This window comes from Nonomuraea glycinis (assembly GCF_035920485.1).
GTDB lineage: Bacteria > Actinomycetota > Actinomycetes > Streptosporangiales > Streptosporangiaceae > Nonomuraea > Nonomuraea glycinis.
In genome coordinates this window covers 1,572,976-1,599,696 of sequence record NZ_CP109166.1, presented here as the reverse complement: position 1 = coordinate 1,599,696, position 26,721 = coordinate 1,572,976, and the positions used below count along the sequence as shown (strand labels likewise).

At 61.1% G+C, this 26,721-nt stretch carries 26 protein-coding genes; 13 read left to right on the top strand and 13 right to left on the bottom strand.

All coding sequences use genetic code 11. The features are described 5' to 3' along the window. Positions 1 to 2 precede the first annotated feature (2 nt). A complete protein-coding gene (locus OHA68_RS45295) occupies positions 3 to 506 on the bottom strand; it encodes a helix-turn-helix domain-containing protein (RefSeq protein WP_407674427.1) in 504 nt (167 codons plus the stop codon). A 300-nt stretch (positions 507 to 806) separates the two neighbouring features. Between OHA68_RS45295 and OHA68_RS07380 the strand changes: the two genes are divergently transcribed. From OHA68_RS07380 to OHA68_RS07350, 7 genes are all read left to right on the top strand, one after another. Next, entirely contained in the window at positions 807 to 1,052 is a 246-nt protein-coding gene (locus OHA68_RS07380) for a hypothetical protein (protein WP_327106929.1), read from the top strand. 728 nt (positions 1,053 to 1,780) lie between these two features. Continuing rightward, positions 1,781 to 3,703 (top strand): sigma factor-like helix-turn-helix DNA-binding protein, encoded by a 1,923-nt coding sequence (locus tag OHA68_RS07375; RefSeq protein WP_327106928.1) that lies wholly within the window; start codon positions 1,781 to 1,783, stop codon positions 3,701 to 3,703. Continuing rightward, positions 3,703 to 5,832 carry a DEAD/DEAH box helicase family protein gene (locus tag OHA68_RS07370; RefSeq protein ID WP_327106927.1) on the top strand — a complete coding sequence of 710 codons (2,130 nt, stop codon included), beginning with the start codon at positions 3,703 to 3,705 and terminating at the stop codon, positions 5,830 to 5,832. The genes OHA68_RS07375 and OHA68_RS07370 overlap by 1 nt, the downstream gene beginning before the upstream one ends. A gap of 17 nt (positions 5,833 to 5,849) precedes the next feature. Then, positions 5,850 to 6,035 (top strand): hypothetical protein, encoded by a 186-nt coding sequence (locus OHA68_RS07365; protein ID WP_327106926.1) that lies wholly within the window; start codon positions 5,850 to 5,852, stop codon positions 6,033 to 6,035. Next, positions 6,032 to 8,101 (top strand): AAA family ATPase, encoded by a 2,070-nt coding sequence (locus OHA68_RS07360; RefSeq protein WP_327106925.1) that lies wholly within the window; start codon positions 6,032 to 6,034, stop codon positions 8,099 to 8,101. The genes OHA68_RS07365 and OHA68_RS07360 overlap by 4 nt, the downstream gene beginning before the upstream one ends. Continuing rightward, positions 8,098 to 8,574: a DNA phosphorothioation-associated protein 4 gene (locus tag OHA68_RS07355; RefSeq protein WP_327106924.1), complete on the top strand. Its 477-nt coding sequence runs from the start codon at positions 8,098 to 8,100 to the stop codon at positions 8,572 to 8,574. Before OHA68_RS07360 ends, OHA68_RS07355 begins: the two co-directional genes overlap by 4 nt. A 16-nt stretch (positions 8,575 to 8,590) precedes the next feature. Beyond that, positions 8,591 to 10,039, top strand: a complete 1,449-nt coding sequence (locus OHA68_RS07350) for a DNA phosphorothioation-associated putative methyltransferase (protein WP_327106923.1) — start codon at positions 8,591 to 8,593, stop codon at positions 10,037 to 10,039. On the opposite strand, the gene dndA is transcribed toward OHA68_RS07350, so the two are convergent. Continuing rightward, a complete protein-coding gene (dndA, locus tag OHA68_RS07345; protein WP_327106922.1) occupies positions 10,026 to 11,183 on the bottom strand; it encodes a cysteine desulfurase DndA in 1,158 nt (385 codons plus the stop codon). The two genes, OHA68_RS07350 and dndA, sit on opposite strands and share 14 nt — an antisense overlap. An 82-nt stretch (positions 11,184 to 11,265) precedes the next feature. Between dndA and dndB the strand changes: the two genes are divergently transcribed. From dndB to dndE, 4 genes are read left to right on the top strand one after another with little or no spacing between them, the layout of a single operon-like run. Further along, positions 11,266 to 12,399, top strand: a complete 1,134-nt coding sequence (gene dndB / locus OHA68_RS07340; RefSeq protein ID WP_327106921.1) for a DNA sulfur modification protein DndB — start codon at positions 11,266 to 11,268, stop codon at positions 12,397 to 12,399. Next, positions 12,396 to 13,919: a DNA phosphorothioation system sulfurtransferase DndC gene (dndC, locus tag OHA68_RS07335; protein WP_327106920.1), complete on the top strand. Its 1,524-nt coding sequence runs from the start codon at positions 12,396 to 12,398 to the stop codon at positions 13,917 to 13,919. Before dndB ends, dndC begins: the two co-directional genes overlap by 4 nt. Continuing rightward, the gene (gene dndD / locus OHA68_RS07330; protein ID WP_327106919.1) at positions 13,906 to 15,894 is read left to right on the top strand and encodes a DNA sulfur modification protein DndD; all 1,989 of its coding nucleotides are present in this window, start codon (positions 13,906 to 13,908) and stop codon (positions 15,892 to 15,894) included. The genes dndC and dndD overlap by 14 nt, the downstream gene beginning before the upstream one ends. Beyond that, positions 15,884 to 16,261 (top strand): DNA sulfur modification protein DndE, encoded by a 378-nt coding sequence (gene dndE, locus OHA68_RS07325; RefSeq protein WP_327106918.1) that lies wholly within the window; start codon positions 15,884 to 15,886, stop codon positions 16,259 to 16,261. The genes dndD and dndE overlap by 11 nt, the downstream gene beginning before the upstream one ends. Before the next feature lie 34 nt (positions 16,262 to 16,295). Here the strand turns inward: dndE and OHA68_RS07320 are convergent, their stop codons facing one another. The 6 genes from OHA68_RS07320 to OHA68_RS07300 all read right to left on the bottom strand — a co-directional run bounded on the left by OHA68_RS07320 (position 16,296) and on the right by OHA68_RS07300 (position 21,433). Further along, a complete protein-coding gene (locus tag OHA68_RS07320) occupies positions 16,296 to 16,442 on the bottom strand; it encodes a hypothetical protein (RefSeq protein ID WP_327106917.1) in 147 nt (48 codons plus the stop codon). Further along, positions 16,415 to 16,909, bottom strand: coding sequence for a transposase (locus OHA68_RS07315; RefSeq protein ID WP_327106916.1), 495 nt, complete (start codon positions 16,907 to 16,909; stop codon positions 16,415 to 16,417). Before OHA68_RS07315 ends, OHA68_RS07320 begins: the two co-directional genes overlap by 28 nt. After that, the gene (locus OHA68_RS07310; protein ID WP_327106915.1) at positions 16,834 to 17,376 is read right to left on the bottom strand and encodes a winged helix-turn-helix domain-containing protein; all 543 of its coding nucleotides are present in this window, start codon (positions 17,374 to 17,376) and stop codon (positions 16,834 to 16,836) included. Before OHA68_RS07310 ends, OHA68_RS07315 begins: the two co-directional genes overlap by 76 nt. Positions 17,377 to 17,454: 78 nt before the next feature. Next, positions 17,455 to 17,931 (bottom strand): HNH endonuclease, encoded by a 477-nt coding sequence (locus tag OHA68_RS45290; protein ID WP_407674489.1) that lies wholly within the window; start codon positions 17,929 to 17,931, stop codon positions 17,455 to 17,457. A 500-nt stretch (positions 17,932 to 18,431) separates the two neighbouring features. After that, the gene (locus OHA68_RS07305; RefSeq protein WP_327106914.1) at positions 18,432 to 20,150 is read right to left on the bottom strand and encodes a ParB N-terminal domain-containing protein; all 1,719 of its coding nucleotides are present in this window, start codon (positions 20,148 to 20,150) and stop codon (positions 18,432 to 18,434) included. Positions 20,151 to 21,169: 1,019 nt separating this feature from the next. Further along, positions 21,170 to 21,433, bottom strand: coding sequence for a winged helix-turn-helix domain-containing protein (locus tag OHA68_RS07300; protein WP_327106913.1), 264 nt, complete (start codon positions 21,431 to 21,433; stop codon positions 21,170 to 21,172). Between the two features lie 95 nt (positions 21,434 to 21,528). On the opposite strand from OHA68_RS07300, the gene OHA68_RS07295 reads away from it, so the two are divergent. Together OHA68_RS07295 and OHA68_RS07290 are read left to right on the top strand one after the other, a co-directional pair. After that, positions 21,529 to 21,747, top strand: a complete 219-nt coding sequence (locus tag OHA68_RS07295) for a hypothetical protein (protein ID WP_327106912.1) — start codon at positions 21,529 to 21,531, stop codon at positions 21,745 to 21,747. 38 nt (positions 21,748 to 21,785) lie between these two features. After that, entirely contained in the window at positions 21,786 to 22,037 is a 252-nt protein-coding gene (locus tag OHA68_RS07290) for a hypothetical protein (RefSeq protein ID WP_327106911.1), read from the top strand. Positions 22,038 to 22,044: 7 nt separating this feature from the next. Here the strand turns inward: OHA68_RS07290 and OHA68_RS07285 are convergent, their stop codons facing one another. The 5 genes from OHA68_RS07285 to OHA68_RS07265 form a co-directional block, all read right to left on the bottom strand. Then, complete coding sequence (locus OHA68_RS07285; protein WP_327106910.1) at positions 22,045 to 22,992, bottom strand: sugar kinase; 948 nt, start codon at positions 22,990 to 22,992, stop codon at positions 22,045 to 22,047. Between the two features lie 26 nt (positions 22,993 to 23,018). Then, positions 23,019 to 23,657: a bifunctional 4-hydroxy-2-oxoglutarate aldolase/2-dehydro-3-deoxy-phosphogluconate aldolase gene (locus OHA68_RS07280; protein WP_327106909.1), complete on the bottom strand. Its 639-nt coding sequence runs from the start codon at positions 23,655 to 23,657 to the stop codon at positions 23,019 to 23,021. 169 nt (positions 23,658 to 23,826) lie between these two features. Continuing rightward, the gene (locus tag OHA68_RS07275; RefSeq protein WP_327106908.1) at positions 23,827 to 24,534 is read right to left on the bottom strand and encodes an SDR family oxidoreductase; all 708 of its coding nucleotides are present in this window, start codon (positions 24,532 to 24,534) and stop codon (positions 23,827 to 23,829) included. Positions 24,535 to 24,694: 160 nt separating this feature from the next. Continuing rightward, positions 24,695 to 25,141, bottom strand: a complete 447-nt coding sequence (locus tag OHA68_RS07270) for a lamin tail domain-containing protein (protein ID WP_327106907.1) — start codon at positions 25,139 to 25,141, stop codon at positions 24,695 to 24,697. Between the two features lie 126 nt (positions 25,142 to 25,267). Then, positions 25,268 to 26,713, bottom strand: coding sequence for a multicopper oxidase family protein (locus OHA68_RS07265; RefSeq protein ID WP_327106906.1), 1,446 nt, complete (start codon positions 26,711 to 26,713; stop codon positions 25,268 to 25,270). Positions 26,714 to 26,721 lie beyond the last annotated feature (8 nt).

Genomic DNA, 26,721 nt, shown 5'->3' with positions numbered 1-26,721 from the left:
CTCTATTGGCCGCGGCGCCTTGTTCGACGTTCGTCGAATGCAAGTTCCCATAGTTGTCGAAACTGGGCGGGATCGCCACCAAGCTGACTCACTAGTCGCTCAAGGGTTGTCCAACTAGGCAGGTAGCGTCCAGCCAGGATCGCATACACCGTCGATCGCCCCATGCTTGCTCGGTTCGCGTGTAGCTCTACTTTCCACCGCGACCTGTTACGAAGTTCACCCAGCACAGTCAGGAGTTGCTGGTGGGCCGGACCAGGTTTCTGATGTTTCTGATCGGGAGGTGTGGAATCTACACTCCGCGACTCGTCGACTGCATCTGTCCAGAGGCGAAGGATTTCCTTCGCCGCTTCCTGCCCCGCAAGCGCCTCCACAAGAGTCTTAGTGATGGTGCGGCTCGGTAAGTTTGGACCGGTCAGAGCCTTGTAAACGGCTTGGTGAGAGCAGTGCACGATCTTGGCAATAGCCGCAACAGATGGGTCACCGCTCTCAAGGACAAGCTTCTGCATAGCTCTAAAGAAGTCAAGCTGTCTCCCTTCCGGAAGGGATGGGAGACGGAGCCGCTTCTTCACCATAACTCATTCACCTCGGTGAACATCGTAGCGAGTTCGGTGCCACCCCTCACGCCTCATCCTCATATCAACCTTATGGACGCTAAATATCAGAATGCAAGAGATGCGTGACCTGGGGGTTTGTACGTGTGCGAGACTGGATTGCAATAGACAGCATGAAGACCCGCGTGTCACGCCGACGCTGGCGTCCAACCTGACCGGCGCGTCACACGGGCCCTCTCGAAACGAAGGGTCACGATGACCGAACTCCGTCCGCATACCATCATGCCTGAAGACGCCGGGCCGAAAGCCAAGAAGGCGTCATCCGAACTCAGTCACATGAACACTCAGGCCAAGTCCCTCGTGGACCTGGCCGCGCTCTTCGTGGTCGTAGCTGCCCCAGTGCTCCTGGTGTGGGTGGGCCAGGCCAGCGTAGCCGCGGTCCTTGCTGTCGCCGAGTTTGTGGCGATCGTGTTGCGCGCGTGGTGGCGCGGGCATAACTAGCTAGAGCCCAGAGCTACATAGGCGAGCCGGTTCCGGCTGGTACGGTCAGCCGGAACCGGCGTATCGGTCGGGAGCCGTCATGGTGTCAGGTCGTCCAACGTCAAGAAATGCTCTGGGCCCGCCGGTGCTCGCGGGCCCACGCACGGTTGCCATCGGCAAGCTATGTGCGAGGCACCAGTCGCGCCGGAGATGCCACGGTAGCTGTCGAAGGTCAGAATGGCGACGGGTCTACGCATGCACGCTTGTAAGCGGTAAGGACGTAGTCAGGGATAGGGTCGTTGGTGGCGAGATCAATGCCATGTTCGAGTGCCCACTGTCGGACGGTCCTGGTGTCGCGTAGGACTTCCTCAGCAGGGATTTGGATGTCAGGAATCTTGGGGCTTGGACGCATCAGCAGGTCGAGAAACTCCTCCACCGAAGGCGCTTCAGTTCCGCGGTCCGCACTTGAGGGTGGTTCCCCCCAGAGGGGAATCTGTGACATGCAGTTGGCGCTCCTGGTCGATCGCGGCGGTTGCTCAGTGGGGGAGGGCAGCACTTCGCTCGCTCACAGCCCCGCTTGTCGGCAACCCTCAAGTGTGGCAATGCTGAGCTAAGGATAGCTGGTAGATCAAGGGGCATATTTGGTACATATGGTCGGTGTCCTTCGCTTATGGAGAAACCCTCCAGGAAATGTCAGTGCGCCCCGCTAGACATGCCGCCGTCCCTAGTTGCTGTTGAGGAGGTAGATCATGACCTTCAGTGGCATGCAGGAAGCGTTGAAGGCCGCAGCTTCGGATGCGCGTCAAGAACTGCTAGCAGCCTATGCTGGGCAGTTGGCGTCATACGAGGGCCCGGAGTCTCTAGGGCAACTCCTAGGTGTGCCAGATCTGGCGGCGAGGGATGTGACGCAGCATTGTAGGACTGTGCGAGCGCGCAACATTTTGATCAACAACGCCATTGGTGATTCGAGGGAGTTGCTGCACTGGGCCGTATCCGAACTTATAAACCTCCGCACCTGCGGTAGGCAGTCGCTCGTCGACATCTTGTGTGCCCTGCTTATCTCGCTGACGGAAGCTATCACTAGAGATCAAAGCGACAGTGAACAGGTGTACCACGGCGATGTTACCCTATGCGTACTATTGGGACTATGGGCGGACTCCCTGGATGAGCGGCAGCGGCTCATCTTCCGCCACCGGGTGATCCGCCGTGACCGGAACCTTGATGACTTAGGAAACGAGCTCGGTGTGAGCCGTGAGAGGGTTCGTCAGATTGAAAGAAAAATGGTTGAGAACTTCGCCCGCTGGCGCGAAAAGACGGCCGTTGCGGAGCGTATCTCAGAGCTGAGCGCTGAAGTTCGCGTAAACGCATCCCCGCTCATGACGATTGAGCAGACGGTCGAGCGAATCGGCGATCTTTCCGCCGAAATCCAGCCGTTCGGTCTAGAGCTGTCTGCTTTCCTCGGGATGCTCCTGCCTGATCTTGATATCGATGAACCTTGGCTGGCGATGACATCGCTGTCGGATCTTCGTGATGCGACCTTTCACGCAGCCGTATATTGCTCTTTGCCCGATGGGCAAGGTCCATCTCTGGATCAGATCCGCGCTGAGCTGCTCTTGGACGCTACGGACTGGGCTGGCTGGCTAGATTACTGCGGGCTCCGTTCGCTTGGGGAGTTGGTGGTTCGTAAGGGTGCGTCCCAACCTGAGCTGACGGTCGCCGTACTCAAAGCGGTAGGACGCCCTCTGAGTGTGGAAGAGATCGCAGAGCGGATTCAGGTCGATGCGATCAGATCGCTACGCAATCGACTGCAGGAAGACGATCGGATTGCGAGGGTCGGTCCCAATTCTTACGGTTTGCCCGAGTGGGATCTTGAGACCTACGAGGGCATTCGCGAGGAAATTGTTCAACGCATCGAACGCGGTAGCGGTAGAGCATGGCTGTCCGACGTGGTTGATGAACTTGTTGAACAGTTTGGTGTTTCGCCAGCCAGTGTTCGGGCCTACGCGGCGCGGCGGGAGTTCTCTCGTAGGGATGGGTGGATCAGCCTGGTAGGGAATGGAGATGGCGGGCCAAGCCAGGCATCGCGCAGAATGTCGCCCCCTGGAGAGACTCGTCGGTGTTTTTTCCTCAGGGGACAGTGGTGGTTCCGTATAGACATCAATAAGGAGATTCTGCGCGGGTCAGGCTTTACGGCGCCACGTGGTGTAATGGCCCTGTTCCAAGTCGCAGAGGGGACTGAACGCGTCTTTGCCGCTCTGGCACAGGAAATCCGCATCTCCTGGACAGCGCCCCAGCCGCAATTCGGAAGCATCCGTTCACTCGTCACACAGCTTCAGGCCAAGATTGGAGATGTGGTCTGGCTCGCACCAACCGACCATGGCGCGGCTCGCGCTCGGTTAATCCGCGCCTGGAGTAAGACCGAGGACGACAAGATCGCGCTTCGCACAGGTATCCGACGGGGATTGAGCGGAGAGGACCTGCGAACAGCCGTAGCCGGCGCCCTCGCACTCTCTGTGGAAACCTCGTGGGACGCTCTCGTGCTAGCCCTGCGTGCTCGCGGCGACCTTGACATCGCCGAAATTGTGGAGGGCTACACCATGAGTAAGTCCTTTCGAGCACTTGATTCCGTTCCTGATCTTGATGACTTTTTCACTGCGCTTGGTGGCCGGTGATGGCTGACATGCTGCGCGCCTTGACTATCAAGGACAGTTACAGGAGCGACCGCAGCAACATTGTAGGCGAATTTTATGTCCCCAGCCTCTCACTCGCAAACCGATACGACCGAGCAGTCGGGTACTTCACTAGTAAGTCTCTCGCACTGGTCGCTCGCGGGTTGGAAGGCTTCAAGCGTAACGACGGTCGTATTCGCCTTATAGCCAGTCCGCATCTGACGGACAGCGACATCGAGGAGATGCGCGCTGGGTACGCGTACCGAGAGACCATCGCCAAGGCGGTGCTCCGTGAGCTGGACCCAGACACCGAGCGTCCACGGAACGAATTCGCCGGGCTTGGGCTCCTCGGCCATCTCATTGCTCAAGACGTGCTGGATGTGAAGATCGCCATCGTCCATGGCAGGGAAGGCCTCGCGCTCTACCACGAGAAGATCGGTCTCATCTCCGACAAGTACGGGGACACCGTCGCATTCACCGGTTCCATGAACGAGACCAGCTCCGCCTTCCTTGACAACTTCGAATCGATCCAGGTCTTCAGATCGTGGGAAGAGAACGATAAGGGCCGGGTGGACGTCCTCCGATCCGACTTCGATGAGTTGTGGGCCGGACACACGCCAAGGCTCGAGATTCTCGACTTCCCCGCTGTCGCGAAGGAGCGGTTCATCGCATTGGGCGAACGTGCCGGCGAGCTGTCGACCGGAGCCAAAGGTCCTGAGCCGCTGGTCGTGTCCACCGATCTCACGACCTTGGGATGGGCGCGATTACCGCATGATGTCGAGCTGCGGGACTACCAGAAGACTGCGATAGCGAAGTGGCTGAGCGCCAATGGCCGTGGCATGCTCCAGATGGCTACCGGCACTGGAAAGACGATCACCGCATTGGCGGCGCTCGACCAGATGGGGCGACAGCTTCATGCTCGCGATCTGTCCTTGGTCACGGTGGTGGTCGTCCCGCTCCTGGACCTTGTCGAGCAGTGGTCGGCAGAGCTTCGCAACTTCGGCGTTGTACCGATCAAGTGCCGCGATTTGGCCGCGTCGTGGGAGCCGGCGGCGCGCAATGCGCTAGCCGCTCTTCGGGCGCGCCGAGAAGGCAGTATCACATTGGTGGTCACCAATGCTACCTTCCGTGCGGCATCCTTCCAGGGGCTCCTCGCCTCCGTCGATCTGCCTCTCCTGATCATCGCCGATGAGGCGCACCATCTGGGAGCAGAACATCTGCGGACGGCATTGCCGGCACATGCCCAGTTCCGCCTCGCGCTTTCCGCCACACCGGAGCGATGGTTCGACCCGAGCGGCACGGACGCCCTCAAGGACTACTTTGGGGACATTCTCATCGAGCTGGGTCTCAAGGAGGCAATCGACCTAGGGGCGTTGACGAGGTACAGATACCACCCCGTCCTCGTTCCCCTGAGCGATGACGAGGCAGAGCACTACACCGAGCTCACCGTGAAGATTGGCGCGCTTATGAGATCCCAAGAGCCCGAGTCGGTGAGCGAGGATGACAACTCACCGCTCGGAATGCTACTAGGGATGCGATCCAAGGTCCTCGGGCACGCTCGGGCTAAGATGCCAGCCCTTCGGGAGGCGCTGGAAAGACACAGGAACAGTTTCTTCCAGTTGGTCTACTGCGCTGAGGGCGGAACACCACTGATTGACGGCGGAACCGGGCCACGCCAGGTCGAGCAAGTCATCGAGCTAGCAGGCAAGGAGTTGGGTCTCAGGGCTCATACGTTCACCTCCAGGGAGCACAAGCCGCAACGCAGAGACCTGCTCCGATCGTTTGCGACTGGACGTGACCTACAGGTTCTTGTGTCCATGCGTTGTCTGGACGAGGGGGTCGACCTCCCGGATGCTCGCGTCGCCTACATGCTCGCGAGTAGTACGAACCCTCGACAATTTATCCAGCGTCGCGGCCGGATCCTTCGGAGGGCGCCAGGGAAGAGCCTCGCAGAGGTCATCGATTTCGTGGTGACACCCCCGCAAGATCCCGCCCTATTCGAAATCGAGCGTCGGCTCTTCCGCCGAGAGTTGGCTCGATGCGTCGAATTTGCCGGTTATGCGGAGAATCATGGCGAAGCCCTCGCCAAATTAAGGGATCTGCGCGATCATTACCAGCTTCTTGATGTATGAAGGGTGGGGAGTAGACAGTGAGCGACCAGAACGAGCGCGAGATTGTCGGTCGTATCTATTCGGAGCTAAGCGATGAGGCGAAGAAGCTTGTCGTAGACGTTCTGACCTTGGAGAAGGAGAACCTGCATTTAGGAGATACCGCGACGGTGGTGCGCAACGTGAGCGACCAGATCATCCGGAAGGTTGAGGGCATCATCAAGTGAAGCTGTTGTCGATTGAGCTCGAGAACTTCAGACCGTACGGCGGACGCAACCGGATCTCGTTCGCTCAGGAGCCAGGGCACAACGTCACGCTGGTATACGGCACCAATGGTGGCGGTAAGACGACTCTTCTCAACGCCTTTACCTGGGCCCTCTACGGACGCCTCAGCGCAGATGTTGAGCAGCAGGATAGGCTGATCAACAACCGGATCTGGCAGGAAGCCCGCCTCGGCTCGTCGGTGGACATGTCGGTCACCGTTGAGTTCGAACACGAAGGCCGCACCTACACTGCACGTCGGTTTCTCACAGCAGAAAAGCAGAGTTCGGATCAACGTTTGCCCAAGGCGCAGCTCCTCCTCCTCGAGCGTGACGACACGGGCGCTACCAAAGAGCTCAAGAGCTCCCAGGGGCACATAGACAAGATGCTGCCCGAGCGCCTGAGCAAGTTCTTCTTCGTTAACGGTGAGCGCATCGAGCAGTTGGTCCGCAAGGAGGCCTATGCCGAGATTCAACATGCGATCAAGACACTCCTCGGCTTGGAGCAGCTTGAGCGAGCTCTCAAGCATCTTCCCACCGCGGCGAATAAGCTGCGTCACCAACTGAAGTCTGAGGGTGCCAATAGTGAACTCGCCGAGCGCTTGACCGCTGAGATCGATGCCATCTTCAAAGAGACGGAAGAGAAGAAACAGGAAAAGGAGTCTCTCAACACTGAAGTTCAGCACCTGAAGGACGAGATCGAACTGCTCGCGGCACGTCTCAAATCTCTGGACGGTGCCAAGCAACTTCAGCTAGAGCGCGAGCGCTTGGAACGGGAACGTGAGAGCACCCATGAATCGCTGCGCAAGCTCGAAGACGAGCGTTCTCGGGTGCTGGCAGACTCCGCATATTTGGCCTTTCTACCCGATCTGCCCGAGAAGATCATCGCTGCCTGTGACGCGCTGCGGGAGCGCGGTGAGCTGCCCGCACCGTTGAAGCTCACGTTCATCGAAGACCTTCTCATAGAGGGTGAGTGCATCTGCGGTACCCATCTCACCGAAGGCTCGCGCGAGCGAGCAGCACTGGAGACGTGGCGTGCGCGCGCTGGCCTTGCGGAGGTGGAGGCAGCATGGAATCAGCTTCGCGGTGCTGTATCAGGCTTGGAGGAACGGCGTCGTGGCACGATGGACCGGTTGGCGGAGACCGATCGCCTGATCGGGGAGGCATCCGACAAAGGGCGCATACTGGTTGAGCAGCTTAACGAGGTCTCCCTCGAGATCAAGAGGCTGCCGCAGGAAGATATCAGCGCAATTGAAATGCGACGTAGCAAGATGATCGACAGGTTAAGCGAGACGAGCAGACGCCTCGGTACGATAGACGAGAATATCGAATTCCTGGCCAACCAGAAAAAGCAGAAAGAGGAGCAGGTCGACAAAGTCCAAGTTAAGGACGAGAACAACCAGCGCATTCAGCGCCGGATCGCCGTGATCCGAGAGACCGAGAGCGCGCTTCGACAGATCCTTGAGCTCTTGTCCGACAGCATCCGCCGCCGTCTGGACACCCGTATCCGGACCCTGTTCAAGCAGGCGTCGCTGAAGAACTACGAGCCGGAACTTACGTCGGGATTCCAGCTGGAGTACTGGGATCGAGTAGGCGACGAGAGGATGCCAGCCCCCAAGTCCACTGGTGAAAACATGCTGCTCTCACTCTCTTTCGTCGGCGCTGTCGCGCAGGAGTGCCGGGACGCCGCTACGAATCCGAACCCCTTTTTCGGAGGTGTCGGCGGCGAGTATCCGATCGTCATGGATGCGGTGTTCGGCAACCTGGACGACGACTACCGTCGGCAGATCGCCAGGTTCCTCCCGGAGATGACCTCTCAGGTGGTGGTTCTGTCCAGTAAGGCTCAGGCTGAAGGGGTCGCTGAGAATTCACTGCATAGGCGTGTGGGTAAGCAGTATGTGATTACAACCCATACGACGAAGAGTGACGTGCAGGACGTTACGGAGAAGATCGCTGTGAACGGAAGGGAATACCCGTACCAGGTGCTGGGTTCCTCCTTCGACGGCGCGGAGTTCACCGAGGTTGCACCATGATGACGATCCCTAGCGAGCAGCGAGTTCGTCGGCCCAAGGGGCACGAGAGTCTAATTCAGCAGCTGAGCAAGGACGGCGACGGGCCATTCACCAATATGGCCGCGACCTTACTCTTCGCGGCGTCCGTCGGCTATTCCCATGAGCGCAGAGAGCAGTTCAGCGACGCCGGGGAACCCATCCGATACGAAGTCTTTCGCCGTTCTCCGACTGCTGAAGCATTCATCGACTGTCTTGGGGTCCTGGAGCACCCTGGCGATGCCTCCATCCTGAGTGAGGAACGCCTCGGCGAGCGGGTCGCAATCTTCGAAGAGTATGCAAACGGCGGTCTCAACCACATTCAAGGCGAGATCAACGCGAGCAAGTCGCGGGTCATGGATGTGCTGTTGGAGATGGTACGGCGAGCTGATCGGGATCAGAGGTCAGAAGGGCTTCCCCCAGAGCTAGGCCAATTCTTCAGCCCTCCGGAGTTCTGAACTCCATGATGGACATGTGACTTTCACTGAGCAGACGGGCGACGCTTGGGTTACCGAGCGCCGCCTGACCGCGATTGGCAGGACAGGACTCTCGGTACCTGCACGTCAGGCTGTGGTGGATCAGCAGATCACGCCTGGCTCCTCTGTCCTTGACTACGGGTGTGGACGGGGGGATGACGTACGGGCTCTTCAAGGGATTGCCATGAGGGCGGTCGGCTGGGACCCGCACTATCATCCCGACGGTCGCCTCGATCCAGCGGATGTCGTGCTGCTGACCTACGTCCTCAACATCATTGAGGACCCTGAGGAACGGCGTCGTACCCTCCGCGAGGCATGGGAGTTGGCAGAGGAGACTCTGGTGGTCTCCACTCGGCTCACTTGGGAGAAGTCCAAGGTCAAGGGCACGGGTTTCGGTGACGGAGTCCTTACCAGCCGGCGAACCTTTCAGCACTTGTTCAGCGCTGGCGAGCTCCGGAGTTACGTTGAGGACGTCACAGGTATCCGCTGTGTTTCTGCGACTCCCGGAGTCGTCTACGCCTTTAAGCGTGACGAGGCGCGCCTGGGTTACCTGGCTCGTCGGATCGCACCTGCCGCCGCTTGGTTGGCCTCCGACGACGCGGCGTCGGCGATTGCCGCTGTGGTCGACTACACGGAGCAACGTGGGCGAGTGCCACGCGTCGAGGAAATGCCGGCGCTGATGGCGGAGCTGCTGGCCCACCTGAGAACAACAGAACTGCAGCGGATCGTCCGGGCGTCGGCCGACCCCGAGAAGATCGCGGAAGGCGCGAAGAGGTCTACATTGACCACGCTGCTGTTTCTCGGTGTCGAGCTGTTCAATGGGCGTGGCCCCTTCGGATGTCTCCCGCTCTCCGTGCAGCTCGACGTGAGAGCCTTCTTCAGCTCCTACAAAGAAGCATGTATGCGATCCGACCGTCTGCTGCTCAAGCTGCGTGACGATGCCTACGTCCGGGGCGCGATGAACGGGTCGAAGGTCGGCAAGCTCACACCAACAGCCCTGTACGTGCATCGCCGGGCGCTTGATCACATGCCTGTCGTGCTGCGCCTATACGAGCACTGCGCTTCGCTCGCAGTGGGGTGCCCGCAGGAGTGGACTCTGGCCAAGCTGCGCCATCAGGGGAGGGGAGTGAGCTGGCTGGACTATCCCCAATTCGATACGGATCCGCATCCGCGGCTGCGATCGTCGTACATGGTCGATCTCACCACCTTCAAGACCTCGCACATGTCCTACGAGCAGTCGGAGAACAGACCTCTCCTCCATCGCAAACATGAGTTCCTCCACCCGGAGGACCCGGATGCACCGAAGTACCGGCGACTCACCGAGAGTGAGCTGCGAGCAGGCCTATATGCCAAGCCGCATCTCATCGGATCAGAGCAGGGCTGGGAGGCCGAGCTGCTCCGCTGCGGCCGTCAGCTCCGTGGTCACCGCCTGATCAAGAGGAACTAACCGGTGCGATGCCGGCTTGATATTCAGCGATGATGCTTACGAACTCGTCGACGTCCAGTTCTTGTGCCTGCTCGGGAAACCAAGAGAGACGCAGGCCATTGCTGGCCTGTTCCTCCGGCAAGCCCATCGCGGCCAGGACATGGCTCGGGGTATAGGAAGCGCTCGTGCAGGCGGACCCTGTGGCCACCGCAGCGTAGTTCTTCAGCTGCAAGATCAGGGCTTCGGTGTCCACGCCCTCGAATGACAGGTTGAGGATGTGTGGGACTACGTGCTCTTGGTCGCCGTGGAGGTGGAACTGGGTCTTGCCAAGTCCCTCCAACAGCCGGAAGCGGAACGCGCCAGCCGCTTCCAACCACTTTGCACGCTCGCTTTCGAACACCTCAAGAGCCTTGGATAGGCCCACGATGAGTGGAACGGGCAGTGTGCCGGGGCGAAGCTTGCGTTCCTGACCGCCTCCGTACATCAGCGGGGTCAGTGGTACGGAGTCGCGCCCCCGCCGCCTGATGAGCAGGCCGCCGACTCCCATGGGAGCGCCGATCTTGTGCCCGCTGAAGCTGACGAGGTCGATCGGTGCACGAAGGTCGTCCGGCAGCTTGCCGAAGCCCTGAGCCGCGTCGACATGAAGATAGGTGGCAGTGGAGCGGAGATGCTCCGCAAGCTCGGCAACTGGTTGGATGATGCCAGTCTCATTGTTGACCTGCATCACAGAGACGAGCAGTGTGTCGGGACGTAGGCGTTCCAGTACAGCTGCCGCGCTCACGCGACCAGATGACCCAGGCTCGATCAGTTCGACCTCGAAGCCTTGTGACTGCAGGTGTTCGAGAGGTTCCAGAACGGCCTTGTGCTCGATCGCAGTGCTGATGATATGACGGCGGTCATGCTTGGCCCCGAAGGGAGCCAGGCCCAGGATGGCGATGTTGTTGCTCTCGGTTGCGCCGCTAGTGAAGATCAACTCATCCGGGCGGGCGGCGAGATGGGCTGCGATGCCTTCACGAGCGCGGGCTACCGCCTTCTTAGCGCGGGTCCCGTACTCGTGGGTACGCGAGCCCGCATTGCCGAAGTCTTGGGACATCCAGTGCAAGACGACCTCGGCGACCTCCGGGAGTACTCTCGTCGTTGCAGCGGCATCCAGGTAGGTGACCACGTGTACACCAGCTCTCATCTTGTTGGCCCCAGGTCACGTGTGTACGTTAAAACACAGACGTACTTACGGTACCGTGGACCCCGTGGGAACACACGCGCTGGTTCAGCAAGGCGGAGACACCACGACTGCGGGCTTCGAGTACGTCTTCCCAGCCATCCGCGGTGTGCAGGCGGGGAATGAGTACTACGTATCGATGTGTCCGATGCGCCTCATCCCCAAGATCTTTTTGTTCGATGAGGACGAGCTAGCGCCGGAAGTGCGCGCGCAGCGCGTTCTGAACAAGGGACGAGTCCCCGCGCTTGCGCGCTACATCCTAGAGAACCCTGACGATTACGTCTTTTCTGCGCTCACCGCCTCCGTCGATGGCGCTATGCGCTTCGTGGGGGTAGCGGAGCAAGGCCCAGGCCTGCGGATCGGCCAGTTGCACATCCCGATGGCCTCGCGCTTCTTGATCAATGATGGCCAGCATCGGCGCGCGGCCATCGAGGCAGCGCTCAAGGAGAACCCGTCACTCGGTGACGAGACCATCGCGGTCGTCTTCTTCCATGACGCTGGCCTCGAACGCAGTCAGCAAATGTTCGCTGACCTGAACCGCCATGCCGTGCGGCCGGCTCGCTCCATAGGCGTCCTTTATGATCATCGAGACGAACTTTCACAGCTGACACGGCTACTCGCGCTGAAGTGCCCGGTGTTCCGCAACTTTGTTGAAATGGAGAGCAGCAACCTCTCAGCTCGATCACGCAGGCTCTTCACGCTTAGCGCCCTGCACTCAGCGATCACTGCTCTTCTTCAGGGGCTGGAGCTGCCGAATAACAAGGACGCGGAACATGTGTCGTGGAGCTATTGGGAAGCTGTAGACGATCTGATTCCCGACTGGGGAGAGGTGCGGAGGCGCTCTCTGTCAGCCTCCGAAATGCGGAAACAGTACCTGCACACGCATGGGATCGCACTCCATGCGATGGGTCTGCTGGGGAACACACTACTTCGCGATTCCCTTGATCCAGAGGACTGGAAGCCGAGGCTGGCGCTGCTTCGGGACGTGGACTGGTCACGAACCAATCCTGACTGGGAGGGACGCGCGATCATCGGTGGTCGTGTCTCGAAAAACCACCAAAACGTCGTACTTACCGTGAATTATCTACGCAAGCAGCTCGGTCTCAAACTGACTGCTGCCGAGCAGCAGGCAGAAGACGCCTACCAGCGAGGAGAGCGATGAGCACCCCGACGCGCAGTGCCGTCATGCTGAACACGCCTACCCGGCGCGCCGCCCCCTTTGAGAACCAGGGCGGGCTCGCAGCTGTCGTGAATGAACTGACTGCGGAGATCCGTGAGTTGTACCTGGCCGATCAGGTCCCTTGGGTAGTGGGCTACAGCGGTGGCAAAGACTCCACCGCGGTGCTTGAACTCGTGTGGATGGCGCTACAGGGGCTAGAGCCCGATCAGCGCACCAAACCGGTCTACGTCATCAGCACGGACACCCTCGTTGAAAATCCGGTTGTTGCTGCTTGGGTCACCCAGTCGCTGGAGACCATGCGTAAAGCGGCAGAGAAGCAGCAGCTTCCCATCCAGCCGAATCGGCTAGTGCCTGATGTGAAGGACACGTTCTGGGTATCCCTGATCGGTAAGGGATATCCCGCACCGAAGCCAAAATTCCGTTGGTGCACCGAACGCTTGAAGATCAAGCCCTCTAACTCATTTATTCGCCGGGTCGTTCACGACCATGGGGAAGCGATTCTGGTCCTGGGCATCCGCAAGGCTGAGAGCCAGGCCCGTGCCCGAGTGATGGAGCGCCACGAGAAGCGTCGTGTCCGTGACCGTCTCTCGCCCAACGGCAACCTTCCTAACTCCCTGGTCTACAGCCCTGTCGAAGCCTGGAGCAACGACGAGGTCTGGACCTTCTTGATGCAGCAGCCCAACCCCTGGGGGCATCCGAACAAGGATCTCCTCACCATGTATCAAGGGGCCTCAAGCGACGGCGAATGCCCACTCGTAGTCGACAACACCACCCCTTCCTGCGGTGACAGCCGTTTCGGCTGCTGGACGTGCACCCTTGTCGATAAGGACAAGTCCATGTCGGCGATGATCCAGAACGACGAGGAGAAGGAGTGGATGCTTCCGCTCCTGGAGCTACGCGATGAGCTCGACGCTCCCGACGACAGCCACCTACGTGACTTCCGGAAGATGAACGGCACGATTCAGCTCTTCCACGATCGAAACGTTCCCGGGCCGTACACCCAGAAGGCTCGTGAGGATTGGCTCCGCAAACTCCTCAACGCTCAGACCTGGATTCGGCAGAACGCTCCCGAGCATGTGCGGGGCATCGAGCTCATCACCATGGACGAACTGCATGAGGTCCGACGCATCTGGGTCTTCGAGAAGCATGAGGTAGAGGATTCTCTACCTCAGATCTACAAGCAGGAGACCGGTGAAGAGTTCCCGGGTGGTCCGCTCGACCAGCACCTCGCAGTGGCCGCGGATGAGGTAGAGCTGCTTCGTGAGGTCTGTGACGGAGACGACCTGCACTTCGAGACGATGCGTGAGCTCCTTGCGGTCGAACGGAAATTCCGCACGATGACTCGTCGCTCCGGCCTCTTCGAAGCACTTGAGAAGTCGATCAAGAGGGGCTACTACGCGGATGCGGAGGACGCAGTCGAGCTAGCCAAGCACAACCAGCAGAACAAGATGGTCCCGGACCTGATCGGATTGGACGAAGAGGGCACCGATGCTCCTGCATGAGATCACCCTCGAGAACTTCGGAGCGTACTTTGGCACTCAGCGTCTCTCTCTGAACCCCAAGCCTGGCAAGCCGATCATTTTGATTGGGGGCCTTAACGGATGCGGCAAGACAACGCTGTTGGATGCGATCCAGCTTGCCTTGTACGGCTCCCGCGCTCGATGTAGCAGTAGAGGCAACCGCCCCTACGAAGCTTTTCTCCGGGACAGTGTAAACCGCCAGGCGGCGCCTAAGCAGGCCGGCGTGAAGCTCTGGTTCTCGACCACGGTTGAAGGGCAGCAGCGTCACTATCGCATCGAACGACACTGGTCGGTTACGGGGAAGACTCTCCGAGAGTCACTGGCGGTCTTCATCAATGGCGAACACGACAAGACCGTCAGCGACACATGGGCAGACTATGTAGAGGATCTACTTCCGCTGGAAGTCGCATCCCTCTTCTTCTTCGATGGTGAGAAGATCGAATCGCTGGCCGATCCCGAGCGCGCCGCGCCCGTCATTGAGTCGGCGGTCCAGTCGCTGCTAGGGGTCAGCACGGTCGAACAGCTTCGTACTGACCTCCTAGCCCTTCAGAGGCGCCAGAAGGTGAGTCGAGAGGACAAGGCCGCACTGGAGTTGATCGCTACCATCGAAGCGCAGCTTGAGGAAAACGAGGTAGCCAGAGCCGACGCGTATCAGCGGGTGGCGGCCGCCAAGGCAGGTCTCCTCCACGAGAAGAAAGAGCTGAAAGTTATCGAGGCCGCTTTCGCCAAGGAAGGCGGAGATCTCTTCCGTCGTCGGGCTGAGCTGGAAGCGCAACAGGCACAGGCCAAAAGTCGGCTTGAAGCTGTGAGCGCGACTCTTGCCAACACCGTCGCCGCTGGCCCACTTCCACTTCTCCTCCTCAAGGAACAGCTGGAGAGTCTGCGTGCACAGGTAGCGCGAGAGGAGGATGCTGTCCGCGCGGAGCAGCTGCTCGAAGCCTTGCATCAGCGGGACAAGGAACTTCTCGCGCTACTGGGCAATGGAGTACCGAATGATGGGCTTGAGCACATCACCCAGTTCATGGAGGAGGATCGCGCCCGGCGGGCAGCTGACGCGGATGTTCCTAGAATGATCCAGATGCCCGCAACAGGAATTCAGCAAATCAACTCCCTTGAGCATGTTCTTGAGAGTGAGTGTCGACGTGCGAAAGAGGTGCTCGATGAGTCGGGTGAGCTCAGGGCACAGCTCGATGCGCTAGATCGGCAGTTGGCAGGAGTCCCAGCCGAAGATGCGATCGCGGACTTGATCGCCCGCCAGGATAAGGTCCGTCAGCGGGTGGACGACCTAAATAGGGAACTCCGCGCTACGGAGGAGGCTCATGCCGCACGTGTCCGTGAACATGCGCAGCTTCAGGCCGCTCGCGAGAAGGCCTATGCCAAACGGGCCAAGGGGCTAGCTGAGATTGAGCACCGTACCCGTGTAGTTTCATACTCCGACCGTGCTCGAAACACTCTGGAAAAATTCGGAGAGCTCCTGCTGCAACGTCATATCAGTCGGTTGGAGGTTGCTGTACTCGACAGTTTCAACCGTCTAATGCGCAAGGATCGGCTGGTCAAGGACCTAAGGATCGACACCAGCAAATTTACTTTGACCTTGATGGATGCGGACGGAGAGGACCTCAATCCTGCGCGCCTGAGCGCCGGTGAGCGACAGCTTTTGGCAGTGTCTCTCCTCTGGGGGCTAGCGCGTGTAGCGGGTAACAGGCTCCCAAGTGTCATCGACACTCCACTGGGCCGCCTGGACAGTCGGCATAGACAGAACCTCGTTGAACGATACTTCCCGCAAGCAAGCCACCAGGTACTCCTACTGTCGACGGATGAAGAGATCGATGATGAGCTGTTGAAGCGGCTCATTCCTTCGATAGCCCAGACATACACCTTGGTTCACGACGACACGACGTTCACAACCACGATCGAACGCGGATACGGATGGGGGAAGACTCGGTATGTCGCTTGACACGATCCGATTGTCTCAACCAGCCAAGGACCAGTTGGTCAAGCTCAAACGAGTCACTGGCATAAAGAACTGGAACGTTCTGTGCCGCTGGGCTCTAGTTGTTTCTTTGCAGGATGGAACTCCCCCGCTAGTACGTAATGTTGTTGCCGATTCTAACATCGAGATGTCTTGGCGAACCTTCGCTGGATTTTACGGAGACATCTACATGGCATTGATTCGATCTCGATGTCTGCGTGATGGTAGCGAACCGACCGAAGAAGCTTGCGAGAGGATTCTCATTATGCACATGCACCGGGGTATTGGGTATCTTGCAGGGCGACGTGACCTAAATTCAGTGGACGATCTAATAAGGGTTGCTTTCGCTTAGTGGGCGTTTACACAGGTTGAATTCGTAGAGCCGGTCATGTGGTCACGGTGGTCTCCTCGATGATGAGTCCGGTTTGAGCCAGGCAGCCATTGATCAGATGGGGCCGGTACTGGATCTTCTTGAGTTTGCGCTTGGCGATCCGGACGAGTGTGGTCAGGTCGGTGACCACGAAGTTGGCCATGGAGCGGCGATCGGTGACCAGATGCCTTCCGCCGGGTTCAGCTCGGGGGCGTAGGCCGGGAGCCGGTAGATGCGTAACCAGTCGGCGTTGGCTTCGGCGAAGCGGGCCAGTTCGGCGGCAAGGTGCACGCTCAAGTTGTCCCAGCACCATACGAGCGGCGTGCCGAGCTGCTGGTGGACGGTGACGATCAGGTCGCGGTAGTCGCTCCAGGTGAAGCTCTTGGGCTCGTCCTTGCGCCCGTGGTAGATGAGCAGCTTGTACATCAGGTGGGGGCGGTGCCCGGGCCGGTAGCAGACCACGCCGGCGATGTTGACCTGGCCGCTGCCCTTGCCGCGCACTGTTACCACCGGGCGGGCGCCGCGCGGTGCCCAGGTGCGTCCTTTCGGCGGCCTCAGCCCTTGACCTGCTTCGTCCTCGAAGCAGATGTAGGCGCCCAGGTCCGCCGCGGTGGCTTTACGGCCGGCCACACCTCCTGCTCCCAGGTGGCGATGGCCTGCTCGTCGCGTTCCATCGCGCGCCGCGCCGGGACCTGTACCGACCAGCCGTGCCGTCGTAGCAGCTTGCCGACGCCCTCGATGGTGTAGCCGATGTGGAACAGTTTGCCGATCAGCGTCTTGACCCGGCCCAGGGTCCAGCGCTGGTCATCGCCGAACCCGTGCGCCAGCGGGCCCCGGTTCAGCTCGGTCTCCAGCCGTGCCCACTGCACCGCTGTCAGCTTCTCGCGTGAGACCGGCCCCTTGGAGCGCAGCGCCTCGATGCCGCCCTCCCGCCAGGACGTGCGCCATCTGGCCACCGTCCGCTCGTGGACCCGCAGCTCACGAGCGATCTGTCTGGTGCCATGCCCGTCCTCGAACCATCCGGCCGCCTGTAACCGCAGCCGTTCCCGTCGTTCCTGCTCCGCGGGGGTGTACCCGCCTCGTTGCCCGTACCGCATACATCGGTCGTACACCAGCAACGGCGACCCGTCACGACTCTATGACTCTACGAATTCAACCTGTGTAAACCTCTCTAGTCATGGGGATCGACGGCTTCTACGAGGAAGGATGTTCGCGCCTACATAGCGCGTATCAGCCCACGGATCATGGTGCTGGCAATAGACTGAAAAGTTGCTTGGATTGAGTGCACCGGACCGCCGCTTGGGTGCTACGAAGAGTTCATTGCTGCGGAGGAGGGCAGTACAGCCAGATCTATCTTCACAGCGGCCACTCAATTGCACACTTCTAACAACCCACAGTGAGCGTGGGATGGAAACCCAGCCTAGAAGTTGATGGCGTATTCTCAGGTCTGTCCAGCTGGATACACCGAAAATCTGCATGTGATCGGACTTTGCCCTATTACACCATCCACAGGCCAGTTGCAGATTGTCTGCCTCGGTCTTGCCTCCTGCTCGGACCGGGCGTACGTGATCGATCTGAATAGTAAGATCTTCTACGTGGAGACCTCGAGGTCGTACGAAGTCAAACAACAGAGGCTTTTTGATCGCGGACATAGGACCTCTGCCCAGGAAGTGAGCCTTGGCATCGACGCAAAATTTGTACCCGCAAAGATAGCACCGAGGATCTGGCTCATTGCGCAGCCAAAGTAGTTCGCGCTGTCTTCTGTCTGGGGCTTTTCGGCGAACATCACGGCGGTAGGAGATTTCTTGCCAGGCGGTTTCGGCAATCTGTGTGGCCAGTGCCTGGATCTCGTCGGTGGGGGCCAGGGGCAGCTCTTGAGCTAGCTGGATGCGCAGCTGGTGGTACAAATGTGCGAATCCTAGGTCCAACTGTTGTATGTATCTCGCACTATCCACTAGCGAATCCATAAACCACTGGGCCCAAGTTGCGGCTGCATCGGCCCGAATAGCCCAGCCCATCTCTCCAAGTACCTTCGAGGGTACCTCGAGCGTTGCAAGCTCTGTGAGGGCGTTCTTCGACCACCCTGTCTGGAGAGCATGACCGGCAATGCCAATCCAGTTGCGTAATAGATACGTTTCCATGGGGAAGTCACCTACCGAGGAGGCGTGAAGTTCTCGACTCGGGGGAGACGTGCCGGATTCTTGCGGTATTGCACCCAGACTTTCGCCCAAGTCTCGCGAACACGTCTTTGGTCCTTCTTTAGATCCATGCGCCAATCGCGAGCGAAGTATTGATCGCTAACTCCTTCCAGCCAGTCCGCGACGGTTCTGTCGACATCATCGACAGAGTGGAGGACCTCCTTGCTTTCGCACAAATACTGAAAGTAGTCCGCAGTAAGGATGGTGAGTGAAATCTTATTGTATAGATTCTTGTTACTGTTGCCCCAGGCGTTAGATGCTTCTGGATCGTTTGGGTCGCCGAATCGATCTCGGATAAGAGTAAAGAATCGAACGAATAGATCTCTCCATGGACCGTCTGGCGCTCGCCATATATCATATTTCTCTTCGGGAGTCTCACCTTGGTCAACAAGACGTGAGCTCGCGAGATGGCGTTCCCGCCATAGCTGGGCATAATCGTTACCTTCGCCGAAGATTCGGCCGCCTGTCAGTTCTCTAAATATAGATGTGAGACCTTTTAGCACCGACCATTGAAGGTGATGTCGATCGTCGCCGCCCATGCCCGTTTGGACCAATCCCTTAAAGGGGCTATCTTGGGCCCGTGTCATGTATGACACTGCTTGGGAATCGTCGAGTGGAATGGAGGCGCGACGCAAGCGAGTGGCGACGGGTTCGAGTTCGTCCTTGGAGAGGCTTGTGGAGACGATTGTGCCCAGGAGCGCCTTCCCCATTGGGGTGGCTTTTTGGTTCACTACAACAAACTGAAAGACGTGCTCTGCGGGATTAGCATCAAACAGCAGGGAGACCGGTAGCTTTCGAGCATAGCTTACTAGTGCTTCCCGCTCAGCGACATCCGGATCTGTACCTTGATCGACGGCCTCGATGAGGGCCTGGCGTCCTTGAGGCGAGTTCATTGTTTCTTGTGCTGCCAGAACAGCGCCGTGCAGCCTATGTTGTCCATCCACCAGAACTATGGGGCGGAGATAGCTGCTCATTGCATCTACCGTGAAGCCGACTAGCTCAGATGGCCTATCTTCGAGAGGTATTTCTTTGAGAATGTCGATCCGAATGCGAAGTTCTTGATAGAAGTCTATCAGCTGCGTTTCTTCGGTCAGAACGGCCGATGCAACATCCTCAATGTCGCTTTCATTGTATGGAAATGGAAGCATGTCTTCCATTTCCATTGCAGTCCCCAAGGCCGTGCCAGCTGCGAGGTCGAAATCTAGTCCGGTCTGCGCAATAGCGCGTTCGCGGACTACGCGTCTACGGTCGCTGTCAATAGGTTGACTCTGCAAGCTTGGAACACGCGCTTCTAGCCGACTACAGACAAGCTCTAGGGCCTCTAGAAGGGATAGGTCGGTGCGCACGGTGGGATGGATGACAAGTTCGCCGAAATTTTCCATCCCATCGATAGGCTCGAATGAGACGGCATCCTTGTCTTGCAGCGCGCAGAGGAGTGGGTTTTGAACCACGTTTTGTTCGTCGCTAAAGAATTTTGCCAATTCACGGAGCCGGGTCGTGCTCTCTTCTCGTTGCCAGCCTACTGTTTCTTCTCCGGAGAGTCGACGCCGCTGTGGGACGCCTGCCCATTCGTCGATCTCGGCCGCGCTTGCTGCGAAGAGGAGGAGGGGTTTGCTCCCCAGCGCTTCCCGTAGAACGTAGACCGGGTACCGGTATGGCTCGGACTGGCTCACGCTTGGCTCCAGGGGGCATCAGGATTGGGGGACAGCACCTCTGAATCATGGTAGCGGAAGTGGGTGGAGTCCACGTGATCGATTGGCTTCCGGCTGACACCCTTACGAGGGTGCGACGGTTCTGAGCCTTCGAGAAGTCACGTCTACCCGCCGTTGGAGAAAGCGGTTGCCGATGGCTTCAGTGCGTAGTCGGCGAGCGTTGAGGATCACCTGTCATCTTGAACAGGTATTACGTGTGGAGGTATGTGGGAGAGGATGGAGCAAGGCGGTTACTCTTTGTCAGGTGTCGTTGCTCAACGCGGCATGTTGGAGAGTGGATGCTTTGTCCGAATAGTGGATTGTGGCGTGATGTGCTAATAGATGTGCGCATACCGGGGTTGTTGGGCAAGATTGTCGGGTGGGCCGGGGCGATGCTGGCCGCGACCGGCCGAAGAGTCGCAGCGCGGTCAGCGTCCGCCCTGGCGCGCCGGGCGGCGAAGGCCGACCGGCCTTGAAGACCGTAGAGAAAGTACTCATCCGGGCGCGCTTTTAGCGCGCTTTCATGCAGTTGATCTGGGGTTTTGCTGCCCTTGTCGCCGTTGTCCTGTAGGCGACTGACGAATGTGCCTTTGCCGATCACGGTGTAGGGCGTGCCGCCTGCCGGGAGGGCGTTCTGTGCTCGGCGGGCGGTTTCCTTGGAGGCCGAGGCGGCGGCCAGGCGGGGTTCTCCTGAGATCGGCATGCCCCGGCCGGTACTCGCCTGTGGTGATCCTTCGCCGGATTTTGCCGGCTACGGCCTCCACGGCCGTCGGCCTGTTGTATGTATGGCGCGCCTCCAACGACAACACGATCATGGAAAGCCCGTGGTTGCCGTCACGCGATGCGCGGGAACCGTGGCAGCGGATCTTGCGCGGTCAGGCTGGTAGCTCGTAAGACGTGCCTGCGCGCTGCGGAAGGTGCCGACAGTCTGCCGGGCCGCTTCGCCGGTCGATACCTGGTCGGTGTGCAGTCGACGTTGGTAAGAGGTCATGTCGGCTGGGTTAGTCGCTGGCCGGCCTGTCGGCGGCGCTGGGTTCGGTGCGTTGGCCGACGAAGCTGCCCAGGTTGGGGATGGTGTAGATGAGCTTTTCGTCGCGGAGGCGTTGCATGGCCTTGCGGAGGGTGCCTCGGGCTACGCCGAACTCCTGCATGAGCTGCACTTCGGACAGTAGGTGCTTGGGCGGGTAGGTGCCGTCGGTGATCCGCTGGCGGAGCGTGTCGGTGATCTGCTCCCACCTGAAGCGATCTGGCTCGAACTCAATCACTGTCTAACCATAGAAATACCTGTGCATACACCTCGTTGCAGCCCATGTCTTGGAATGGCATGGACAGGGTTGAACAGGATGGCTACCTTGGACGCATGGTGATGCTTGGTTACGACCTCGACGCGCTGCGCGTCATGTTCCCTGGCTGGTCGTTCTTCGTCAGTGACGAGGGGGTGTTCTACGCGACCCGGCGTGGTGCCCAGCTCAGTTACGCCGAGATAGCCGGGGGACTGCACCAGACGGTCAGTGGCGATGACCCCGCGAGCATCGCGGCGGTGCTCCAGGACCAGGCGCGTATGGCAGTGATGGCGTGACCTGCCCGCGCTCCCGTGGCGACTACCGAGGACTCCACGTGGCTGCCGCCCAAGCCCAGACCGAACTGGTCGAATGGGAACCCAGCCTCCCCCGTACAGACAGAGTGCGAGTACGAGCGCACACCTGCGTCTGCCAGAGCCCGATCTACGAGCTGTGCGTGGCAGGCGGCCTGGGATTCGTTCGCCGCAGCACCAAAGAATCCCCCGGCGGCAGCGACGAGAGCTCCTGGCTGTCCGTCCCTGCCGCCGAAGATCTGTGGTGGCGGATCCTGAGTGGTCATGCCCGGTGAATCCCGGTCAGCGCAGGGTGGAGCCTGGCAGGGAGTCGAGGAGGGCCAGCTCGCGACGCGTGGGAAGCCCTTCCCAGTCACCCGACGAGGCGACGGCGAAGGCGCCGGTGGCGGTGGCGCGGTCGAGGCGGCCGGCCACGTCGAGGTTGTCGAGCAGCCCCGACAGGTAACCGGCGACGAAGGCGTCCCCGGCTCCGACGACGTCCGTGACCCGCACCGGGCGGGCGGGGCGGTGTGTCGTCTGCTCGGCGGTGTACGCGCTGGCCCCGGCTGAGCCGCGCTTGACCACGACCTCCGTCACCCCCGTCGCCAGTAGTGCCGCCGCCCTGTCCTCCTCCGTCGTGGCCGAGGCCGGGGCGAGGAGGTCGAGTTCGTCGTCGGAGGCGACGACCACCGCGAGGTGCGGCACCAGCGGCCGGAGCGTCTGTGCCGCCTGCTCCCGCCCCCAGAGCCGCGAACGGTAGTTGACGTCGAGGCAGACCCGCGCCCCGCACTCCACCGCCGCCCGCACGGCCGCCGCAGGACCAGATCCGAGAGCGGGTGTGATGCCGGTGACGTGCAGGATCTTGGGCAGTGGGTCGAGCGCGGGCAGGACGTCCGCAGGAGAGAGGAAGGAAGCGGCCGAGCCGGCCCGGTGGTAGATCACCCTGGTCAGGTCGCCGATTCGCTGTTCGAGGAGCATCAGCCCGGTGGGCCCGCGCAGGTCGGTACGGGCGTGGGCCACGTCGACGCCTTCGGCCCGCAGGGTACGCAGGACGAGCTCGCCGGTCTCGTCGTCGCCCACGAGCCCGGTCCAGCGGGATCGGTGGCCCAGCCGGGCCAGGCCGATCGCGACGGTGGACTCGGCGCCCGCGGCCGAGAGGCGCATCGCGCCGCCGAGCCTGATCGGGTTGGCCGCGCGCAGGGCCGCCATCGTCTCCCCGAAGGTGGCGACGTCGATCCCCGGAGAGGTCACGGCAGGTCCCTGAAGGCCCGGTGAGGTCACGGCAGGTCCTTGAAGGCGCGGATGCGGTCCTTGAGCGCGGCGAGGCTGCCGCCGTCGGCGGCGTCGCCCACCAGCGGCGAGCCCACGCCGACCGCGACCGCCCCGGCGCGCAGGTACGCGGTCGCCGCGTCGGCGCTGACCCCGCCGACCGGGACGAACGGCACGCTGGGGAACGGGTCGCGGAGCGCGCGCAGGTACTGCTCGCCGCCGTGGAAGGCGGGGAAGAGCTTGATGGCGGTGGCCCCCGCGTTGAGCGCGGCGACGACCTCGGTGGGGGTGAACGCGCCCGCGAGCACGGGCAGTCGGCCGTACGACACGGCCTCGGTGACGGCGGGGGTGACCAGGTAGGAAGCCCCGGCCTCCTCCGCCGCGACGGCGTCGGCGGTGGTGAGGATGGTCCCCGCGCCGAGCTCGGCCGCGTCGCCGAGGGTCGCGCGGGCCTGCCGGATGACGTCCAGCGCGCCGGCGGTGACCAGCGACACCTCCACCAGGCCGATGCCCTCCTCGAACAGCGTGATCACCGTACGGAGGGCGGCGTCCGCGTCCCGGCCGCGCACGATGGCGACCACGCGCCGCTCAGCGAGCATCTCCACAAAACGGGCGTCTCGCGCTTCGTCCGAGGGGCGTTCAGTCATCGTTCATCCGTTCCGCGGCCACTGCCGGCCGCCACATCAGCTCACCAGAGGCTGGGATCACCGCCTCGTCTCCCCGCCCCGCTCTACCAGGTCGAAGACCGCGCCCAGCATAGGCTCCACCCCGAAACCGCGGTACGGCGCCTCGGTGCTCCCCACCGGCATCCCGTCGTCAGCTCGCCAGGGACTGGCCGTAGAACTCGAGCGGGTCGCGGGACAGGGACGCCTTGACGTGGGCGCTCCAGTCATCGACGACGACCTCCAGCTTGCCGGCCTCGACACCGTCGAGTGCCGCGCGGACCACGTCGGCCGGGTCGGCCTTGGGGCCGTCGGCGCCGGCCGCCATGTCGGTGTCGGCCAGGCCCAGGTGTACGCCGGTCACCAGCGTCTTCTGCTTGGCGAGTTCGAGTCGTACGCCGTTGGTGAGGCTCCAGGCGGCGGCCTTGGCGGTGCCGTAGGAGTTGGCGCCGTCGTAGGAGAACCACGACAGCGCGGAGAGCATGTTGACGATCGCGCCGCCGCCGTTGGCGCCGAGCACCGGGGCGAAGGCCCGGATCATGCCGAGGGTGCCGTAGAAGTGGGTGTCCATCTCCAGCCGGATCTTGTCCAGGTCGCCGGTGACGAGGTTGGTGAAGGTCGCGATGCCGGCATTGTTGACCAGCAGGTCGACGTCGGTCGCGACCGCCGCCGCGGCGGCGATCGACGCCGGGTCGGTGATGTCGAGCCGCAGCGTCTCGACGCCGGGGATGTCGATGGACTCGGGGGTGCGCGCGGTCGCGTACACCTTGCTCGCGCCCTGCTCCAGTAGCAGCCGGGCGAAGTGCCGCCCGATGCCGCGGTTGGCACCGGTAACGAGCGCGACAGAACCAGAAATCTTCATTTTTTCTCCCCGATAGGACCTGTCGCTACGCTAAATCCTGACATTGATGTCAGAGGCAAGCCTTGTGAGCAGCGTCACTGGAAGAGACCGGCAGTCGGGCACGTTCAAGAAGACCGGCCTCCGGCGAGTGCCGGGGGCCGGACGGTGGTCGGGGTCGAGGTCAGCAGATCTTGTATTCGACCCGCGACGAGTTGTACGAGCAGGAGTCCACCAGCTTGCCGGAGGCGTTGTGCAGGTAGCCGGCGTCCGAGGCCTGGTTCCAGATGTAGGCGAAGGTTCCGCCGCCGCTCCTGCCCCAGTAAAGGATGGTGGCGGTGTTCTTGCCCTTGCCGGTCCGTAAGGTGACCGTCTTCCCGGGCTTGAGGGTGAACGCGCCGAACGTGTAGACGTGGTCGGACCGGCGCGTCATGTCGCGCATGGTCCAGCCTCTCAGGCTGACGGCCTTCCTGGTCATGTTCTTGACCTGCACGTACTCGCCGTTCAGGCTGCTGTTCTGGCCGTTGTCGGGCGAGCCGGGGGAGTTGTAGTAGATCTTGGTGATCTGGACGGCGGGAGCTGCCGCGTGGGCCGGCGGGGAGACGGCGGCCATCGCGCCGGCGGCCAGCACGGCGGCTGTCAGGAGAGCTCGAATGCGCGTAAAAACTCCAGGATTGGAAGACATAAGAAGAATTGATCATATTGCCGGGCTGAATATGGACCGTTCCTGTATCGATTCGGCCTCTGACACCTGGGGTTACTCGTGGTGGGCGGCGATCGTACGGGACACCTGGTTTTCGGTGCCGGGCTTCACGATTACGAATTGTCCCATCATGCCGGAATCCTCATGCCGCAGGATGTGGCAGTGGTACATGTACGGCATGGTCGGATCGGTGAACCGGCCGAACTGTACGGCCAGCCGGACCGTGCTCTTCGGCGGCACGTACACCGTGTCCTTGTGCCCGCTCGCGTACGCCGCCGGCTTCTCCCCGTCCACGTCGAGCACCTGGAACGCCACCTCGTGGATGTGGAAGTTGTGGGCGTAGACGGTGTTCTCGATCTCCCAGATCTCGACGGCCCCGGCGGGGATCACCTCGTCGATCCGTGACATGTCCATTTCCTTGCCGTTGATGGCGTCGTGTCCGTTGAGCCGGAAGCGTCGGACCGTGGCGTTCGAGGGAACCACGATCGGCGCGGGGCCGCCCAGGCGCGCCGGCAGTGGAGGAGAGGCGGTGAGGCGCGGCGCCGCGACGACCTTCAGCAGGTCGAAGTCGCCCTCGTCGATGTCGTCGGACCCCGCCAGAGTGCGCAGCAGGACCTGCTCGCCGGCCGTGAAAGTCACCACGACCTCCACCCGCTCGCCCGGTGTGAGGGAGACCTGGTTCACCTCGACGGGCGCGGCCAGCAGACCGGCGTCGTTACCGACGACATGGAACGTACGGCGGTCGGCGAACGCAAGGTGATACATCCGGGCATTCGATCCATTCAGCATCCGAAAACGTACCCGTTCTGTACGTACATTCACAAAAGCCTGGTACGTCCCGTTGACCAGCATGTGGTCGCCCAAAATGCCGAAGGTGCCCTTCAACGGGTCGCCGGTCGGTGAGCCGTCTTCGGCGAGGTTCTTATCCTGAAAAATCAGGGGAAAATCGTCAACCCCGTACCGCGAGGGCAGCCCCGGCGAGCTCTCATCGTCGATGATGAACATCCCGGCGAGCCCGCGATAGACGTGCTTGGCGGTCTGCCCGTGCGGATGCGGGTGATACCAGGACGTGGCGGCCGGCTGGTCGATGGTCCAGTGCGGGGTCCACGTGCCGCCCGGTTCGATCGTCTGGTGCGGCCCGCCGTCCATCTTGGCCGGCAGCCGCATCCCATGCCAGTGCACGGTGCTGGGCTCGTCCAGCCGATTGGTGACCGTCATCCGGACCTTGTCGCCGCGCGCCGCCCGGATGGTCGGCCCGAGGTGCGGGCCGTTGAACCCCCAGGTCTCGACCGGCTTACCGGGCAGGATCTCGCTGCGTCCCCGCCGCATCGTCAGCGCGAACGTCCGCGTCCCGTCCTCGCCCACCTTGGGCTTGAGCAGGGGCGGTACGCGTAGCTCGGTACGGAAGGCAGCCGGATCGCTCCCGGAGCCGGAGCCGGAGCCGCAGCCGGAGGCGAGGCCCGAGAGGACGGCTGCTGCGAGGAACTGTCGACGGTTCATGATCCCTG

What these genes read in the sequence shown, in the direction of transcription:
- OHA68_RS45295 (WP_407674427.1), bottom strand. Translation starts at nt 506, where the DNA reads ATGCAGAAGCTTGTCCTTGAGAGCGGTGACCCATCTGTTGCGGCTATT.
- OHA68_RS07380 (WP_327106929.1), top strand. Translation starts at nt 807, where the DNA reads ATGACCGAACTCCGTCCGCATACCATCATGCCTGAAGACGCCGGGCCG.
- OHA68_RS07375 (WP_327106928.1), top strand. Translation starts at nt 1,781, where the DNA reads ATGACCTTCAGTGGCATGCAGGAAGCGTTGAAGGCCGCAGCTTCGGAT.
- OHA68_RS07370 (WP_327106927.1), top strand. Translation starts at nt 3,703, where the DNA reads ATGGCTGACATGCTGCGCGCCTTGACTATCAAGGACAGTTACAGGAGC.
- OHA68_RS07355 (WP_327106924.1), top strand. Translation starts at nt 8,098, where the DNA reads ATGATGACGATCCCTAGCGAGCAGCGAGTTCGTCGGCCCAAGGGGCAC.
- dndC (WP_327106920.1), top strand. Translation starts at nt 12,396, where the DNA reads ATGAGCACCCCGACGCGCAGTGCCGTCATGCTGAACACGCCTACCCGG.
- dndD (WP_327106919.1), top strand. Translation starts at nt 13,906, where the DNA reads ATGCTCCTGCATGAGATCACCCTCGAGAACTTCGGAGCGTACTTTGGC.
- dndE (WP_327106918.1), top strand. Translation starts at nt 15,884, where the DNA reads ATGTCGCTTGACACGATCCGATTGTCTCAACCAGCCAAGGACCAGTTG.
- OHA68_RS07320 (WP_327106917.1), bottom strand. Translation starts at nt 16,442, where the DNA reads ATGGCCAACTTCGTGGTCACCGACCTGACCACACTCGTCCGGATCGCC.
- OHA68_RS07310 (WP_327106915.1), bottom strand. Translation starts at nt 17,376, where the DNA reads ATGCGGTACGGGCAACGAGGCGGGTACACCCCCGCGGAGCAGGAACGA.
- OHA68_RS45290 (WP_407674489.1), bottom strand. Translation starts at nt 17,931, where the DNA reads ATGTCCGCGATCAAAAAGCCTCTGTTGTTTGACTTCGTACGACCTCGA.
- OHA68_RS07295 (WP_327106912.1), top strand. Translation starts at nt 21,529, where the DNA reads ATGGTGATGCTTGGTTACGACCTCGACGCGCTGCGCGTCATGTTCCCT.
- OHA68_RS07280 (WP_327106909.1), bottom strand. Translation starts at nt 23,657, where the DNA reads ATGACTGAACGCCCCTCGGACGAAGCGCGAGACGCCCGTTTTGTGGAG.
- OHA68_RS07275 (WP_327106908.1), bottom strand. Translation starts at nt 24,534, where the DNA reads ATGAAGATTTCTGGTTCTGTCGCGCTCGTTACCGGTGCCAACCGCGGC.
- OHA68_RS07265 (WP_327106906.1), bottom strand. Translation starts at nt 26,713, where the DNA reads ATGAACCGTCGACAGTTCCTCGCAGCAGCCGTCCTCTCGGGCCTCGCC.